The 13,783-nt window shown below is 69.4% G+C and carries 16 protein-coding genes; 8 read left to right on the forward strand and 8 right to left on the reverse strand.

What is annotated here, in order from left to right; translation table 11 throughout:
* Positions 1–45 precede the first annotated feature (45 nt).
* From G6N37_RS20400 to G6N37_RS20420, 5 genes are all read right to left on the reverse strand, one after another.
* Positions 46–879 (reverse strand): SDR family oxidoreductase, encoded by an 834-nt coding sequence (locus G6N37_RS20400; protein ID WP_163683223.1) that lies wholly within the window; start codon positions 877–879, stop codon positions 46–48.
* Positions 880–913: 34 nt separating this feature from the next.
* The gene (locus G6N37_RS20405) at positions 914–2,203 is read right to left on the reverse strand and encodes a sodium:proton exchanger (RefSeq protein ID WP_163683225.1); all 1,290 of its coding nucleotides are present in this window, start codon (positions 2,201–2,203) and stop codon (positions 914–916) included.
* Between the two features lie 263 nt (positions 2,204–2,466).
* Complete coding sequence (locus G6N37_RS20410) at positions 2,467–3,285, reverse strand: SDR family NAD(P)-dependent oxidoreductase (RefSeq protein WP_163683227.1); 819 nt, start codon at positions 3,283–3,285, stop codon at positions 2,467–2,469.
* Positions 3,286–3,699, reverse strand: coding sequence for a nuclear transport factor 2 family protein (locus G6N37_RS20415; RefSeq protein ID WP_163683230.1), 414 nt, complete (start codon positions 3,697–3,699; stop codon positions 3,286–3,288).
* On the reverse strand, positions 3,696–4,748 hold the full coding sequence (locus G6N37_RS20420; protein WP_163683232.1) for a zinc-binding dehydrogenase: 1,053 nt from the start codon (positions 4,746–4,748) through the stop codon (positions 3,696–3,698). The genes G6N37_RS20415 and G6N37_RS20420 overlap by 4 nt, the downstream gene beginning before the upstream one ends.
* A gap of 112 nt (positions 4,749–4,860) precedes the next feature.
* On the opposite strand from G6N37_RS20420, the gene G6N37_RS20425 reads away from it, so the two are divergent.
* The 4 genes from G6N37_RS20425 (at position 4,861) to G6N37_RS20440 (ending at position 8,984) form a co-directional block, all read left to right on the forward strand.
* Complete coding sequence (locus G6N37_RS20425; RefSeq protein WP_163683233.1) at positions 4,861–5,724, forward strand: helix-turn-helix domain-containing protein; 864 nt, start codon at positions 4,861–4,863, stop codon at positions 5,722–5,724.
* A 9-nt stretch (positions 5,725–5,733) separates the two neighbouring features.
* Complete coding sequence (locus G6N37_RS20430; RefSeq protein WP_163683235.1) at positions 5,734–6,663, forward strand: LysR family transcriptional regulator; 930 nt, start codon at positions 5,734–5,736, stop codon at positions 6,661–6,663.
* 112 nt (positions 6,664–6,775) lie between these two features.
* Positions 6,776–8,164, forward strand: coding sequence for an MmgE/PrpD family protein (locus G6N37_RS20435; RefSeq protein WP_163685309.1), 1,389 nt, complete (start codon positions 6,776–6,778; stop codon positions 8,162–8,164).
* Between the two features lie 55 nt (positions 8,165–8,219).
* On the forward strand, positions 8,220–8,984 hold the full coding sequence (locus tag G6N37_RS20440; protein ID WP_163683238.1) for a DUF2127 domain-containing protein: 765 nt from the start codon (positions 8,220–8,222) through the stop codon (positions 8,982–8,984).
* Between the two features lie 2 nt (positions 8,985–8,986).
* On the opposite strand, the gene G6N37_RS20445 is transcribed toward G6N37_RS20440, so the two are convergent.
* Positions 8,987–9,601, reverse strand: a complete 615-nt coding sequence (locus tag G6N37_RS20445) for a PaaI family thioesterase (RefSeq protein WP_163683240.1) — start codon at positions 9,599–9,601, stop codon at positions 8,987–8,989.
* A 41-nt stretch (positions 9,602–9,642) separates the two neighbouring features.
* Between G6N37_RS20445 and G6N37_RS20450 the strand changes: the two genes are divergently transcribed.
* Positions 9,643–10,494 carry an SDR family oxidoreductase gene (locus tag G6N37_RS20450; RefSeq protein ID WP_163683242.1) on the forward strand — a complete coding sequence of 284 codons (852 nt, stop codon included), beginning with the start codon at positions 9,643–9,645 and terminating at the stop codon, positions 10,492–10,494.
* Between the two features lie 144 nt (positions 10,495–10,638).
* Complete coding sequence (locus G6N37_RS25905; RefSeq protein WP_167527399.1) at positions 10,639–10,803, forward strand: hypothetical protein; 165 nt, start codon at positions 10,639–10,641, stop codon at positions 10,801–10,803.
* Positions 10,804–10,891: 88 nt separating this feature from the next.
* Here G6N37_RS25905 and G6N37_RS20455 read toward each other — a convergent pair whose 3' ends face one another.
* A complete protein-coding gene (locus G6N37_RS20455; RefSeq protein ID WP_167527400.1) occupies positions 10,892–11,488 on the reverse strand; it encodes a CGNR zinc finger domain-containing protein in 597 nt (198 codons plus the stop codon).
* Between the two features lie 86 nt (positions 11,489–11,574).
* Here G6N37_RS20455 and G6N37_RS20460 point away from each other — a divergent pair, with 86 nt between their 5' ends.
* Together G6N37_RS20460 and G6N37_RS20465 are read left to right on the forward strand one after the other, a co-directional pair.
* Positions 11,575–12,270, forward strand: coding sequence for an SDR family oxidoreductase (locus G6N37_RS20460; protein ID WP_163683244.1), 696 nt, complete (start codon positions 11,575–11,577; stop codon positions 12,268–12,270).
* A gap of 251 nt (positions 12,271–12,521) precedes the next feature.
* Positions 12,522–12,995 (forward strand): SRPBCC family protein, encoded by a 474-nt coding sequence (locus G6N37_RS20465; RefSeq protein WP_163683245.1) that lies wholly within the window; start codon positions 12,522–12,524, stop codon positions 12,993–12,995.
* Between the two features lie 12 nt (positions 12,996–13,007).
* Here G6N37_RS20465 and G6N37_RS20470 read toward each other — a convergent pair whose 3' ends face one another.
* Positions 13,008–13,754 (reverse strand): methyltransferase domain-containing protein, encoded by a 747-nt coding sequence (locus G6N37_RS20470; protein ID WP_163683247.1) that lies wholly within the window; start codon positions 13,752–13,754, stop codon positions 13,008–13,010.
* Between the last annotated feature and the right edge of the window lie 29 nt (positions 13,755–13,783).

Here is a 13,783-nt window from a genome sequence, read left to right on the forward strand (position 1 = left end):
GCGGCGGGATTTCGGCGCCTTGACCCGCGGTTGACGCCGACGAGATCAACCGGCGGCCACCCTGGCTCGCTCGGTCATCGAGGCGATCACGCCGCCGTCGTTGAGGATGTCGGTGCCGGTGAGGTACCCCGCCTTGTCACTGGCGCAGAAGGCGAACAGCTCGGCCATCTCCTCGGGCTTGCCCCAGCGCGGGACCGCGGCGTTGGTGACCATCGCGCCGGCGCCCGCCTGCTCCTCGAGCCGGCCCATCTCGGTGTCGACGGAGCCCGGCGAAACCGAGACGATGCGCAGACCCCGCGCGTTGAACCGCTCCGCCTGCGACTGGCTGTACCACTTCACGAAGCTCTTGCTGACGGCGTAGGCAATGCCGGGCCGCGCCTCTTCGGGCACGATGTCACAGGTCGTCGCCATGGCGTCCAGGAATGCGTCCGCGTCCCGCAGGGCCAGCGAAAACTGGTCCACCGGAACCATTTCCGCGGGCAACAGGTGGGCCGCCATCGATGCCACGTTGACGATCGCCGCGCCCTCGCCGGCCACCGCGTAGAACGCCTCGTCGACGTTGAGCGTGCCGAGCGCGTTGGTCCGCATGATGTAGTCGGCGGGGCCCATGCTGGGACTCACCCCCGCGGTGTGGATGACCGAGGCGAGCGTCCCGAGATTGTTTGCGGTGTCGAGCAGCTCATCGACCGACCGCCGGTCGGTGACGTCGCAGTGGACGGCCGTGGGAGTGATCCCGAGCTCGTCGAGGGCCGCGACCGCGTCCGCCAGGCGATCCCGCCTGATGTCGCAGAGGACGACGGCGTGGTCGCGTCCGATGATCTTGGCCGTGGCCAGGCCCATGCCACCCGCGCCGCCTGTGATGACCGACACCCGATTCATATCTGGACCGTATACGGCGTGCGATCGCCGCGAGCTAGGGGTCCGGCACCGGATGGTGGGGGTGACCGCTGTGGCGGATGGCCGTCCCGAAGAACGGCGCGCGCAGGGTGGCCCTCAGGTCGCGCCGGTTTCGGATCAGCGCGATGATCGCCACCGCGGTGTAGACGCCACAGAGCAGAAGCCGGCCATGGGTGGAGGCGATGGGGAACTGCACGACGAACAGGCCCAGCAGGGTGCATGCCGCGGCGCGGTGGAAGCGCAGCGCCAGCAGCAGCGCCACCCCCATCATCGTCTGGGTGGCCGTCAGCAGCACTTCCTCCACCTGACGCTGGTCGAGCTGCAGGGAGAATCCGCCGCCGCCCAGCAGGTGGGCGATCGGCAGCGAGCCGATGAGCAGCGTCCACTGGTTGACCTTGGAGGAGATCAGGGTGGCGATGGCGGCCGTGCCCTTGCCACGGGCGGCGAAGATGGTCGCGACGATGAACTCCGGGGCTTCCGAGGCGAGCGGGGCGAGCCATTGAACCAGCAGGAAGCGGTCGATGCCGAGTTCGTTGCCCGCGGCGACCAGGTTGTCGGCGAAGGGCTTGGCGCAGAGCAGGATCACCGCGCCCGACGCCAGGAAGAGGCTCACGACGACGACGCGCCGGCGGCGATCGGGTAGCTCCCCGAGGGCCGCGGCGGTCCCGATCAGATCGGGCTCCTCCACGTCGCCGTGGCCGACCTTGTAGAGGTAGAACCCGAACCAGGCCAGCAGCGCCAGCCCCAGACCGAAGTGAATCTGGCCGCTCGCCGGTATCGCGAACGCGATGACACCGGCGATCAAGAGGAATCCGAGTTCGACGCGATTGGTCGGCTGTAAGGCGAGGCCGGTGGCCTTCCCGGCACCGGCCTTGCGGGCCACCACGATGCTGACCAGCACGACGACGGGCCAACCGAGGCCCATCAGCAGCCGGTTGGACCCGGTCATGTTGGCGGCGGCGTATTGCGTGTATTCGGCGTTGTGACCCGACACGTACGCGTAATAGAGGTCGACGGCGTACTCGGGCAGCACCGCGATCAGCGCCAGCACCGCGGTCGCCATCCCGCCGGAGACGTCGATCTGCGCGGCCTCCGCCGCCCAGGCCAGCAGGAAACTGGCCGACACCACCGCGGCGCCGAAGATCAGCAGGGCGATCACCGGGTCGGGGTGCAGGCCGGCGATGCGAACCACCAGCGCGGGGGCGACGAACGCCATGGTGATCAGCGCCGAACGGGCCAGGGTGCGGCGCCGCGAGCGTTCCGCCGTGGAGATCGCGGCGGGCCTGTCAGTGGCGAGCATCGTCATCCTTCGATATGGAGGGGTGGCGATTCGTGGCGGCTCGTGAGGTTAGGTTTGCCATGCCGAACCGCCTCCCCAAGTTACCCGTCCGGCCCGCCGCCAGCAACGTGGTTTCCCCAAAGGGGCGGCTTTGGGCGCGCGACTATCTTTGCTGGCCAGATGGGTGTCAGCGAAAAGTTAGGGTGCCCCTATTCCGAAGTTTGGCAAACCTTCCACCGCGGAATCCGGCCCTCTGCAGTACGACGGGCTGAGGAAGGGGGTGGTTCCCCTTATTTGTCCGGGCCCATGGCCGCGGCCGCGGCTTGGGCGAACAGTTCGACGGCTTGGTTGCGGGTTAGCGAGGCCAACATTTGCGCGGCGGCGCGCATCATGTCGCCGACCATCAGCGTCGGGCCGTTGCCGAGGTTTTCGAACGCCTCCGCGATGACTTCCGCCACCGGGGCCGCGCCCGGCGGCACCTCGTCGAGCGACGCAATCTGGCCGCGGCTGTGTTCGAGTTGGCGCAGGGCGGGCGTGTCGGTCTTGCCCAGGATCAACCCGAGGACGTCGACGCCCTTGTCGTGCAACTCGGCCCAAAGCGCCTCGGCGAAGACCATGTCGAACGCCTTCGTCGCCCCGTAGGCCACCATGTTGGCCCCGCCGGCCAGGCCGGCGCCCGACCCGAACAGCACGATCCCGCCGCGGCCCCGCTCGACCATGGGGGCGGCGAAGTGGTGGCACAGCTGCATCGGCACCACGCAGTTGCGTTGCACCATCGCCTCGGCGGCTTCGATCGGATGGGCGAGAAACGGCTCGAAGTTCGGGTCGGCCCCCGCGCAGTACACCAGGAAGCCGACCTCCAGGTCGCTGGTCGCCGCCGCGATCGTGGCCGCCGCGTTCGGTTCGACGAGATCGATGGCGAGCGTGCGCGTGGACACCGACGTCGCTTCGCGGATCTCGGCCGCGACCTCGTCGAGGACGGCTTGCCGGCGGGCGACCAGCACGACATTGATCCCACGATCGGCGAGCCCGCGGGCGAACGCCGCGCCCACCCCGTCGGAGGCGCCCGCGACCAGCGCCCACGGCCCGTATTTGGTTTCGAACGTCATCTAGGCGCCCCCGACCGTCGTCAGCCGGACCTGGGTGTAGCGCCGCCGGGCGATGCGCCACCCGTCGGAGGTGCGCACGATCTCGTCGTCGTAGAAACCGATCGCGTTGACGCCGGAGTTGTTGTCGCCGGCCATGATCAGGCCGTCGATATAGGTCCGCGCCGTCGCCTTGTCGCCGTCGACCGCAATCGCCTGATTGGTCAACCGGTGCAGCGTGTGCCCCGCGAGGTCGTGCACCCGCTCCATGAAATCGGCGACGGCGTCGATGCCGCTCCACGAGCCGATCTCGCCATAGTCGAGCTGGCAGTCCGCGGTGAACACGGTGCGGAACAGCGGCCAATCGCGGCGGTCTATCCCGGTGGCATAGCGCACCAGCAGCTCGGCGATGTCCTGGCGGTCATCGCGTTCGGTCATGGCAGGTCTCCGTTCGGGTGGACCACGATCCGCGGCGGGCCGTCCGACCGGCGGGCCAGCTCGAGCGCGTCGGGCACTTCGTCGAGGCCGATGATCTTGCCCACGCTCGGGAGCGGGTCCAGCCGCCGTGCCGCGATGGCGTCGAGCGTGCCATACCAGTCCTGCGGGTGTGGGCCGCCGCCGAATTGGATGGTGACGCCTTGGCGGGTGGCGGTGGTGATGTCGAGCGTGTCGCCGGTGTACCAGCCACCCGCGCAGTACAGGCGGGTCGCCATCTCGGCGGATTCGACGAGGTTCTGGATCAGTCCGGCGGCACCGACACACTCGAAAACGACTGCCGGGCCGGGTAATCCGCGTTCAGCGCGCACCTCGTTGAACGCTTCGAATGGCGACGTCTCGGCGGGGTCGACCGTGACGTCCGCGCCAAAACGCTCTCGGGCCAGTTCGCGGCGGTCAGCTTTGTAGTCCGCCACGAGAATCGGTTCGATGCCGCGGCTCGCCAGGGCCGCGACGGCCGACAGGCCGATCGCCCCCGCGCCGATCACGATGGCGACCTCGCCCGGTTGCATCCGCGCCGACCGAACGTAGAACTCGCCGACGGCGAACGCGTCGGTCAGCGCGACGGCGTCACTGGAGACGTCACCCGGGACCGGCTTGGCCGCCACCTCCGAAACCACCAGCAGCTCACCGAAACTTCCCTGCGCCTCGGGATGCTGGCCGATGATCCGCATTCCGCCGGCGCCGCCGCCGACCAGGCGCACCGGCATGGCCGTCACGCGGGTACCGATCGCGAACTGACCCGTGCAGCCGGGCCCGTGGCCGACGACCTCGCCGACGAACTCGTGACCGAGCACGATGTCGCGGTCGGTGTCATACAGCGAACGGCCGGTCGGATCGTCGACGGCAAGCTCCGGGTGGTCCATGAAATGCACGTCGGACGCGCAGATCGCGGTGCTCAGCGTGCGCAGCAACAGCTCACCCGGCCCGGGCTCCGGGTCCGCCGTCTCACGGACCTCCACCCGGCCTTCTCTCAGTACCGCAGCGCGCAAAGGCTAACTTTCTCGAATAATCGATATATAATCTCGAATGTTCGTCTAACTCTAAATCCTGCGGCAGAGGAGTCAAGCCATTCGCGGGTCGACGTCTGCGCCGACCGCCCGGGTGCTCGACGTCGTCGAGCTCCTGGCCCGGTCCGGTAGTTCGCGGCCACGGTTCTCTGACATCGTCCGCGAGCTCGATCTCACGCAGGCGACGGCGCACGCCATCCTCAAGACGCTGTGCGACCGGGGGTGGGCCAGCCGCGACCCGGTCGCCAAGACGTTCACGCTCGGGCCCGCGCTGGCGGTGGTTGCGGCGCGCACGGACACCGCCCGGCCGCTGGCGCACGCGGCGCGATCCGCCGCGCTGCGATTGTCCCGCGAAGTCGGCTACGCCTGCTCCGTCGTCGAGCGATTCGGTGACTCGTTGGTGGTCACCGCATTTGAGGGCGAGCCCGCCACCCCACCGTCCGGAATTCCGGGTGATCGCATCCCGTACGCGCCGCCGTTCGGGGTGGCGATCGCCGCCTGGGACGACGAGGAGGAACAACGCGCGTGGATCCGCCGCGGCGCGGGCAGCAATCCGGACCGCACCCGGCGCCTCGAGCGGGTGTTGGCACACACGCGTGAGCGCGGCTTCGACGTCGACTGGACGACGCCCGCGCTGGCCCAGGCCGTGCGGGTGGTCGGCACGCTGGACAGCGACGAGATGCCCACGCCGGTGCGGCACATCGTGGATCAGTTGCTCGTCGAGTTCACCACCATCGGCTTCCTCTCCGACGACAACCCGGGCCGGCGCAAGCAGCCCGTGGTGACCATCGCCGCACCGGTTTTCGACGAGCGACACGTAACCATGATGGTGGCCGTGCACCCGTTGTGCCCGCTGTCCGCGAGGCAGATTCGGGTCATCGGTAAACAGTTGACCGACGAAACCGCGGCGATCAACCTGGCCCCGCCGCGGCCGGATACGGTCGATCGCGCCGTCTAGGCTTCGCCCATGGAACTGCGGCAGTTGCGCTATTTCGTGGCCGTCGCAGAGGAACTGCACTTCGGCCGCGCCGCACGGCGGGTGCACATCTCCGGACCGGCCCTGTCCCAACAGATCATCGCGCTGGAGCGTGAGCTGGGTGCCGACTTGTTCGTGCGGGACCGGCGCAGCGTTCGGTTGACCGAGGCCGGACGCACCTTTCTCCCGGACGCCCGCCGGATCCTGTCCCTGGCCGGCGACGCCAAGGCCCGGCTCCAGCAGGCGGCGGCGCGCAGCGCGCCGGTGCGCCTGGGTTACGTCAGTTGGCTGCCCGACGACATCACCGCCATGGTCGGGCAGGCGGCGGACCTGCGGCTCGACGAATGGGTGCTGCCGTCACACGCGCAGGCCGACCGGGTGGCCGAGGGCACCCTCGACATCGGGCTGGCGTGGGTCACGGCCGCGCAGGTCGACGAGCGCGGTCTGACCGCGCACCTGCTGCGAACCGAGCCGCTGCACGCGGTCGTCCCCGGTGCCAGCTCATCCGAACCCGTTGCCGCGCAACGGGTCAGCGTACTCGTCGACGCCGACGAGTCGGCCTGGTCGTCGTGGAATCGATACGCCAAGGAGTTCGCCGCCCACACCGGCGCCCGCGTCGTCCCCATCGGCGACGGTGGCATCACCGGTGACGCGTTCTACGCACACGTGCGCAGGATCGGCACGGCCGTACTCGCGTCACCGAAACGCCATACCGCGGCGCTCCCGCCCAGCCTGGGGCAGCGTCCCGTCGCCGAACCGGTGCCGGTGTGGACGTGGTCGCTGCTGCACCGCAGGGACGACGACCGCGCGGCAGTGCGCGGGGCCGTGAACGCGCTGCTGGCGGTCGCCCGTTCCCGCGGCTGGCCCGCCCCGCCCGACGAACCGTGGTGGGCGCCGGCCGACGACCCCCACCTGCGGTGAGAAGCCTTATCGAGCACTGGTAAGAGAACGGTCCTGGACGGCGGGACGGCGCTGCGCTTGGGTGAAGGTGACGCAGTCCGGGAGGCGAAAAGTCATGGCACATAACTACGTTGTGGACGAGCTGGCCGGTTTCGTGGTCGGCGCCGAGCCGGCCGACCTGGCGGGCCGGCCGCGCGCGCTGATGAAACGCAACGTGCTCGACAGCATCGCCTGCGCGGTCGGTTCGCTGGACGGTGAACTCGTCGCGGCGATTCGCGAACACACCGGCCAGTTCAGCGGGGCCCCCACCGCCACACTGGTGGGCGGCGGACGGGCGTCGGTGGACCAGGCCGCCTTCTTCAACGCGGTGCTGGTGCGCTATCCCGATCTGTTGGACACCTATTTGACGGTCGGGGGGCTGTGTCATCCCGCCGACAACTTCGGCGCCGTGTTGGCGGTCGCCGAGCACACCGGTGCCAGCGGAGCCGATTTCCTGCTGGCCCTGGCGGTCGCCTACGAGGTGCAATGCCGGTTCAGCGCGCAGGTTCCGGTGATGGCGCGGGGACTCAATCACGCGTTGCAGCTGTCGATGTCGGTCGCGGCCGCCACGGCGAAGCTGCTCGGGCTCAGCGCCGGCGAGACCGCCAACGCGATCGCGGCCGCCGCCACCGACAATGTGTCGCTGGCGACGGTGCACGCCGAACCGGTCTCGAACTGGAAGGGCATTTCGCCGGCCATCACCTCCATGCGCGCGGTGTACGCGGCCATGCTGGCCGCGCGCGGCGTCACCGGGCCCAGGTCGTTGTTCGAGGGCCCACACGGGCTGGTGCAACTGTTCGGCCAGCCCATCGACCTGGCCACCGCCGATCGGCGGCTCGCCTGCGTCGAACAGACCTACCTCAAGCAGTACTGCTCCCTGATCCACGGCCAGGTGATCATCGACGCGGTCCTGGCGCTGCGCACCGAAAACGACCTGCGCGGCGGGGACGTCGCGCGGGTGACCCTCGAGGTCTTCCAGGGCGCGTACGACTTCGCCGGCGGGGGAGCCTATGGCGCCAAGGACCATCCGCGCACCAAGGAGCAGGCCGATTACAACCTCAAGTACCTCACCGCGGTGGCGCTCCTCGACGGCGGGGTGGGCCCCGAACAGCTGGAAACCGAACGCGTTTCGCGCGGCGATGTGCGGGAGCTGTTGACGCGTGTCGACGTCAAGCCCGCCGCCGACCTGACCGCCGACTATCCCCGGCGCACGGCGGCCCGGGTGCACCTGGTGACTTGCGACGGGCGCGAATTCGACCGTGAGCAAGCCGATTACGAGGGCTCCCCGACCCGGCCCATGTCGTGGGAACGCGTCGCGGACAAGTTCGGATGGCTGGCCGAACCATTCTGTGACGAAGCGCTGCGCGCCGATATCGTCACCGCGGTCGACCGCCTCGACGAGATTTCCGTCGCCGACCTCACGGGCCTGCTGGGCGCGGCGAGCCCCACCGCCCAACGGCCGCGCACCCACCCCCGGTTCTGACGCGCGCCGTGCGCGCCCCCTTGCGTGGGCCGCCGCCCGCAGTCGATGATCGGCCATGCGCAAAGATGAGGGCATCAATCGGTGGGAGTTGGTCACCTGTGCCATCGCGGGGCACGCCACCTATGCGCCCGACGACGAGGGCCTCGCGGCGCGGCTGAGCGGTACCACCGGGCTCGGCGAAGTGTGGCGTTGCCTGCGCTGCGGTGAATTCACCGTGGGGGAGCCGCACGGGCGCGGGCGCGCCGAAGACGCGCCGATGATCATGCGCGGCAAGGCTTTACGTCAGGCCATCATCATTCGGGCCCTCGCGGTGGAACGCCTGTTCCGGGCGGTGGTGATCGCGCTCGCCGCATATGCGGTGTGGAAGTTTCGCGGTGCGCGCGGCGCCATCCAGGCGACCCTCGAACGCGACCTGCCCATCTTCCGCGCCGCGGGGTTCAAGGTCGATCAGATGACGATCGTGCACGAGTTGGAGAAGGCGCTGGCCGCCAAGCCCTCCACCCTGGCCCTGCTGACGTTGATGCTGGCCGCCTACGCGCTGCTGGAGGTCGTCGAAGGCGTCGGATTGTGGTTACTGAAACGCTGGGGCGAGTACTTCGCGGTGATAGCCACCTCGGTGTTCCTCCCGCTGGAGCTGCACGACCTGGCCAAGGGCATCACGATGACCCGGGTGGTCACCTTCACCATCAACGTGGCAGCCGTCATCTACCTGTTGTTCTCGAAGCGTCTGTTCGGTTTGCGGGGCGGCCGCAAGGCGTACGACGAGGAACGACGCGGCGAGCAGCTGCTCGACGTCGAGAAGGCCGCCGCCGGAACCTGACGTCAGGCCGGCGGCTGCCGCGGGTGGATGAAAATGCCGTGCGCTTCGACCGTGACGCCATCCTCGTCGGCGAGGTGACCGACGGCGAACGTCTTGACCCCCTCGGTGCGCTCGACATGGGCCTGCGCGCGCAACGGCCGCTCCAGCGCTGTCCGGCGCCGGTAGCGCAGGGTGAGCGTGCCGGTGTAGGCGGGCCGGCCGGGCTGGTGCGCCGTCGCACCGAGCACATGGTCGAGCACCAGCGCGCAGACGCCGCCGTGAACATGGCCCGGCGGTCCTTCGTAGGCCGGGCCCAGCGTGAATTCCGACCACACCAGGCCGTCGGCCTCGTGCCGGACCACCAATGGCGGTGCCACCGGGTTGCGGACGCCGACCACCGCGTTTCCCCACGCGACCGCCTGGCCGTCGGGGGTGTGGCGCACGCCCACGGGCCCCGGCTGCGCCGTCTCACCCAATTCGGCTGCGGCCGCGTCGATCTTGGCCTTCGCCGACGCCACCGCCGCGGGCTCGGCCTCGCTGCGGATGCTGACGTCGATGAGCCGGCGGATCGACTCGGCCAGCGGCGCGTAGACCGACTCGAGTTGGCTCAGATCGACGCAGGGCGTTTGGTTATGCATCTCGGCAACCTAACAGGGCCGCGGCTGGTAAGAACGGAGCGATGGGCACTTATGCGGTCACCGGATCGGCTTCCGGGATGGGCCACGAAACCGCGCAGCGGCTTACGTCCGACGGGCACACCGTGATCGGCGTCGACATCAAAGACGCCGATATCGTTGCGGACCTGTCGACGCCGCACGGGCGCAAGCAGGCGGCCGACGGGGTGCTGGCGGCCGCGGGCGGCAGACTCGACGGTGCGGTGCTGGCCGCCGGCCTCGGTCCCAGCCCCGGCCGAGAGCGGCTACGCCAGATCGGCCAGGTCAACTTCTTCGGGGTCGTCGAGCCGCTCGTCGCCTGGCGACCGGCGCTTGCCGCGGCCGAATGCGCGAAAGTGGTGGTGGTGGCGAGCAATTCGGCAACCACCGTGCCCCTGGTGCCGGGCCGAGCCATCAAGGCCCTGCTCGAACATGACGGCGACAAGGCGCTGCGGTCGGTGCGGCCGTTCGGTCCGGCCGCGCCGACGATGATGTACGCGGCGTCGAAGATCGCCGTCGGTCGCTGGGTGCGGCGCCACGCGGTGCTGCCGGAATGGGCGGGCTCGGGTGTGCGCTTGAACGCCCTGGCGCCCGGAGCCATCATGACGCCGTTGCTGCAGGAACAGCTCGCGACGCCGCGACAGGCCAAGGCGGTCCGGTCCTTCCCGGTTCCGGTCGGCGGCTTCGGTCAGGCGCGGCACATGGCCGACTGGATGTGTTTCATGCTGTCCGAGTCCGCCGAATTCCTCTGTGGCAGCGTCATCTTCGTCGACGGCGGGACCGACGCGTATTTCCGGGCCGACGATTGGCCGAAAGCGCCGCCGGCCCGCGGGCTGCCTGCCTACCTGCGACGGTTCCGGCGTTCGAGCAAGCTGTGACGGGTGCCCGGCGCGCCCGCGGGTGTGCGTCGCGCCACAATGCGGTTTTTCGCGGTGTTCATCCCGGCGCGGCGCGTCCGTAAAGCGGGCCGGGTGCAATTCAATGAGTCGGCGCACCGGCCGAACAGACGAAGGATCGAAACCGTGGCAACACTGCCATCCTGGATCAGCCAGAGCCCCACCCACCTCGATGTGATGACGCCGCTCAAGGCGCGCGCCTGTGACGCCTGGCAGGCGGTGCTGCGAAGCGGGCCGCGCCGGGCGCGTGCCAACGTGACGCTCATGCAAAGGGGCGTCGAGCGCTGCTGACGATGGCGGGCGGTTGAGCGCGCAGACGAACTCCGCGGAAGTCATGCCGGGGGCCGTCATCCGGCGGGGCCCGTACTAGCGATACCGCCTACCGTGGCGAAACCGCTGAGCCCGTTTCACGTTCGCGCCGGCGAGCCCGCGACGCGCGCAGGTTGGCGGCGTTGCCGCACGTCTTGACGTCATGCCACACCCCGCTGTTGTTCTTGGAGCGGTCATAGAACGTCGACCCGCAGTGACGGTTGTGGCACTGCTTGACACGTCGCCAGGTGTCGGCCTGCTGGCTGAGCAGGATCTCGGCCAAAAGCGCCGAGGCGAGCCAACGCCAGCCGGTGCCGCTGGGCTCGAGCCGCACCGCACCGTCGTCGGACATCACGAGGGATGCGGGAGCGGCGCTTCGTCCAATCGGCGCCTCGCCGGTGACAAGGGAGTCGATCCCGGCCCGCAATGCCCGCAGCCTGGCCAGGTCCGCATCGCCGAGCCTCGGGGGAGGCAGGTCCACGCCGCGGGCGGCCGACCAGGCCCGCACCGCGCCGGCCACCCAGTCGTGGGCGAGCGTGGTGTCGGCGAGCAGGTCCGGGCCGTATCCCTCGATTCCGCGGGTGTTGAGGAAGTCCTGGACCAGGCCCAGGCCTCCCGGCGCCGGGGCGAGGCCGTACCGCTGTGACGCAGACCATGCAGCAGACATATGCAAAACATACTTGACTATGTCGACGCCCGCAACTACGGTGACAGAATCAAACGTTATTTACCTACGTCAAGGAGTTGCGGATCATGGTCAACATCAAGGGGTCGACGGTCGTGGTCACCGGCGGACAGCGCGGACTCGGCAAGGCCATCGTCGACGAGTTGCTGACGCGGGGCGCCGCCAAGGTGTACGCCACGGCGCGGGCGCCCCAGCCCACTGCGGACCCCCGGGTGGTGAGCGTCGAACTGGATGTAACCAAGCCGGAATCGGTGGCCGCCCTGGCTGTTTCGGCTCCCGATGCCGAGATCGTCATCAACAACGCCGGTGTGCTGGGGGCGCGCAAGCTGCTCGACAGTGACATCGAGGAAGTGCGCGTGGTCTTCGAGACGAATTACTTCGGCGCGCTGCGGGTCGCCAAGGCGTTCGCGCCGATCCTGGCCGGCAACGGCGGCGGAGCCCTGGTCGACATCGCCTCGATCCTGTCCTGGATGCCCGGCTCCGGCGGATACGGCGACTCCAAGGCCGCGTTGTGGTCGGCGACCAATTCGCTGCGGATCGAACTGGAGAAGCAGGGCACCCTGGTCGTGGCCGCGCACCTCAGCTTCACCGACACCGAGATGACCTCCGGATTCGACGCCCCCAAGAACGACCCGCGCCAGGTGGCGCGCGCGATCGTCGACGGCATCGAAGGCGACGACACCGAGGTGCTGGCCGACGACGACACCCGCTATGTCAAGGCGGCGCTGTCCGGACCGGTCGAGGCGCTGCCCCGGATGCCGTGATCCGCCTGGACGCATGAAGGTCTGCCCGAAGGCAGATCCCCGTCTTAAGACGGTGGGTCAATCAGGCCCTTGCGGATGGCCTCGCCCAAAAATGGGCTTGCTGCACTTCGGGCAGACCACCGGGTTGCCCCGGCACCACTACGGTCGCATCGCACCGGTGGGCGCTTCGACGGCCGAAGGTCCCCAATGCTTTGGCCGAAGGTCACCCCGGCACCGGGGCGGTGCCACGGTCGACGTGTTTGGATAGCGGCATGCCCGACATGGAAATCGAAGGCGTCGTCAGCGCCACGCGCGTCATCGCGGCCAGCGCCGCGCGGATCTTCGAACTCATCGCCGATCCCGCGCGCCAGCCGAGCTGGGACGGCAACAACAACCTCGCCTCGTCCGCTCCCGGGCAACGAGTCCGTGCGGTCGGTGACGTGTTCAAGACGACGCTGACCAACGGTGCCGTGCGCGAAAACCACGTCGTGGAATTCGTCGAAGGCAGCAAGATCGCCTGGTGCCCAGCCGAACCCAGGAAACAGCCGCCCGGTCACCTGTGGCGCTGGGAGCTCAGCCCGGTGAACGCCGAACTCACCACGGTGACCCACACCTACGACTGGACCGCACTCACCGACCCCACCCGCCTCGAGCGCGCCCGCGCGACGACGCCGGACATGTTGCGCGAATCCATGGACCGGCTCGCCGTGGTCGCGCAGGCCCCCGACGCGGGAGGGCAAGGCTGAAGCGGGCTCGACTCAGCCGTTCTTCCCGCGCACCCACTGCACCGTGCCGAGGTTCTTCACCCGCACGCTGACGAACCCGTGGCCTTCCAGGATGTCGCCGATCTCGTCGTCGTCGAAGACGTGCGCCCCGACGTTGGGCAGCTTCTGAAAGAACCGGGCGGCCGGGCCGACGGTGGGCACCATGACGGCCAGCCTGCCGCCCGGTCGCAGCACCCGCGCCATCTCGCCGAGGGCCGCCGCCGGATCGGGAACCAGTTGCAGCACCGCCGCCGAGATGACCGCGTCGACCGTGTCATCGCGCAGCGGAAGCCGTTGCGCGTCAGCCCTGATGAACCCCACCTGCGGGCCCGCCTCGTTACGGACGGCGCGCGCGAGCATGGCCTCCGAAATGTCGACCCCCAGGGCCAGCCCGTCCGGGCCGGCCGCGCGCGCGAGCGACGCGGTGACGTTGCCCGGGCCCGACCCGACGTCCAGGGCGATGCCGCCCGGCGGGATGTTCAACCACTCGAGCGGCGTTTGCCACGCGCTGATCAGTCGCCGCGACAGCGCCTGGGCGTTGTCGTAGAGCATCGACCCGATCGGTGACGCCCACGCCGCCTGGATCGGGCCGGTGTTCTTCGCGACTTCGTCGCCCTCGGTACGTCCGCCGTCGAGCAGATCGAGATAACCCTTGCCCACGTCCGGATCGGCCGGCGGATCGGCGAGCAGTTCCAGCGCCCGCCGCAGCGCCGGGGGCAGCGAAATGTGCGCGTCGGTCATGCGTAGTCCTTCGGGTGAAAAACCAAGTC

Source organism: Mycobacterium seoulense, from assembly GCF_010731595.1.
GTDB lineage: Bacteria > Actinomycetota > Actinomycetes > Mycobacteriales > Mycobacteriaceae > Mycobacterium > Mycobacterium seoulense.

Bases quoted from the DNA above. Each gene is read 5' to 3' on its own strand.
- G6N37_RS20400 (WP_163683223.1), bottom strand. From the start codon at position 879: ATGAATCGGGTGTCGGTCATCACAGGCGGCGCGGGTGGCATGGGCCTG.
- G6N37_RS20405 (WP_163683225.1), bottom strand. From the start codon at position 2,203: ATGACGATGCTCGCCACTGACAGGCCCGCCGCGATCTCCACGGCGGAA.
- G6N37_RS20410 (WP_163683227.1), bottom strand. From the start codon at position 3,285: ATGACGTTCGAAACCAAATACGGGCCGTGGGCGCTGGTCGCGGGCGCC.
- G6N37_RS20415 (WP_163683230.1), bottom strand. From the start codon at position 3,699: ATGACCGAACGCGATGACCGCCAGGACATCGCCGAGCTGCTGGTGCGC.
- G6N37_RS20430 (WP_163683235.1), top strand. From the start codon at position 5,734: ATGGAACTGCGGCAGTTGCGCTATTTCGTGGCCGTCGCAGAGGAACTG.
- G6N37_RS20440 (WP_163683238.1), top strand. From the start codon at position 8,220: ATGCGCAAAGATGAGGGCATCAATCGGTGGGAGTTGGTCACCTGTGCC.
- G6N37_RS20445 (WP_163683240.1), bottom strand. From the start codon at position 9,601: ATGCATAACCAAACGCCCTGCGTCGATCTGAGCCAACTCGAGTCGGTC.
- G6N37_RS20450 (WP_163683242.1), top strand. From the start codon at position 9,643: ATGGGCACTTATGCGGTCACCGGATCGGCTTCCGGGATGGGCCACGAA.
- G6N37_RS20455 (WP_167527400.1), bottom strand. From the start codon at position 11,488: ATGTCTGCTGCATGGTCTGCGTCACAGCGGTACGGCCTCGCCCCGGCG.
- G6N37_RS20460 (WP_163683244.1), top strand. From the start codon at position 11,575: ATGGTCAACATCAAGGGGTCGACGGTCGTGGTCACCGGCGGACAGCGC.
- G6N37_RS20465 (WP_163683245.1), top strand. From the start codon at position 12,522: ATGCCCGACATGGAAATCGAAGGCGTCGTCAGCGCCACGCGCGTCATC.
- G6N37_RS20470 (WP_163683247.1), bottom strand. From the start codon at position 13,754: ATGACCGACGCGCACATTTCGCTGCCCCCGGCGCTGCGGCGGGCGCTG.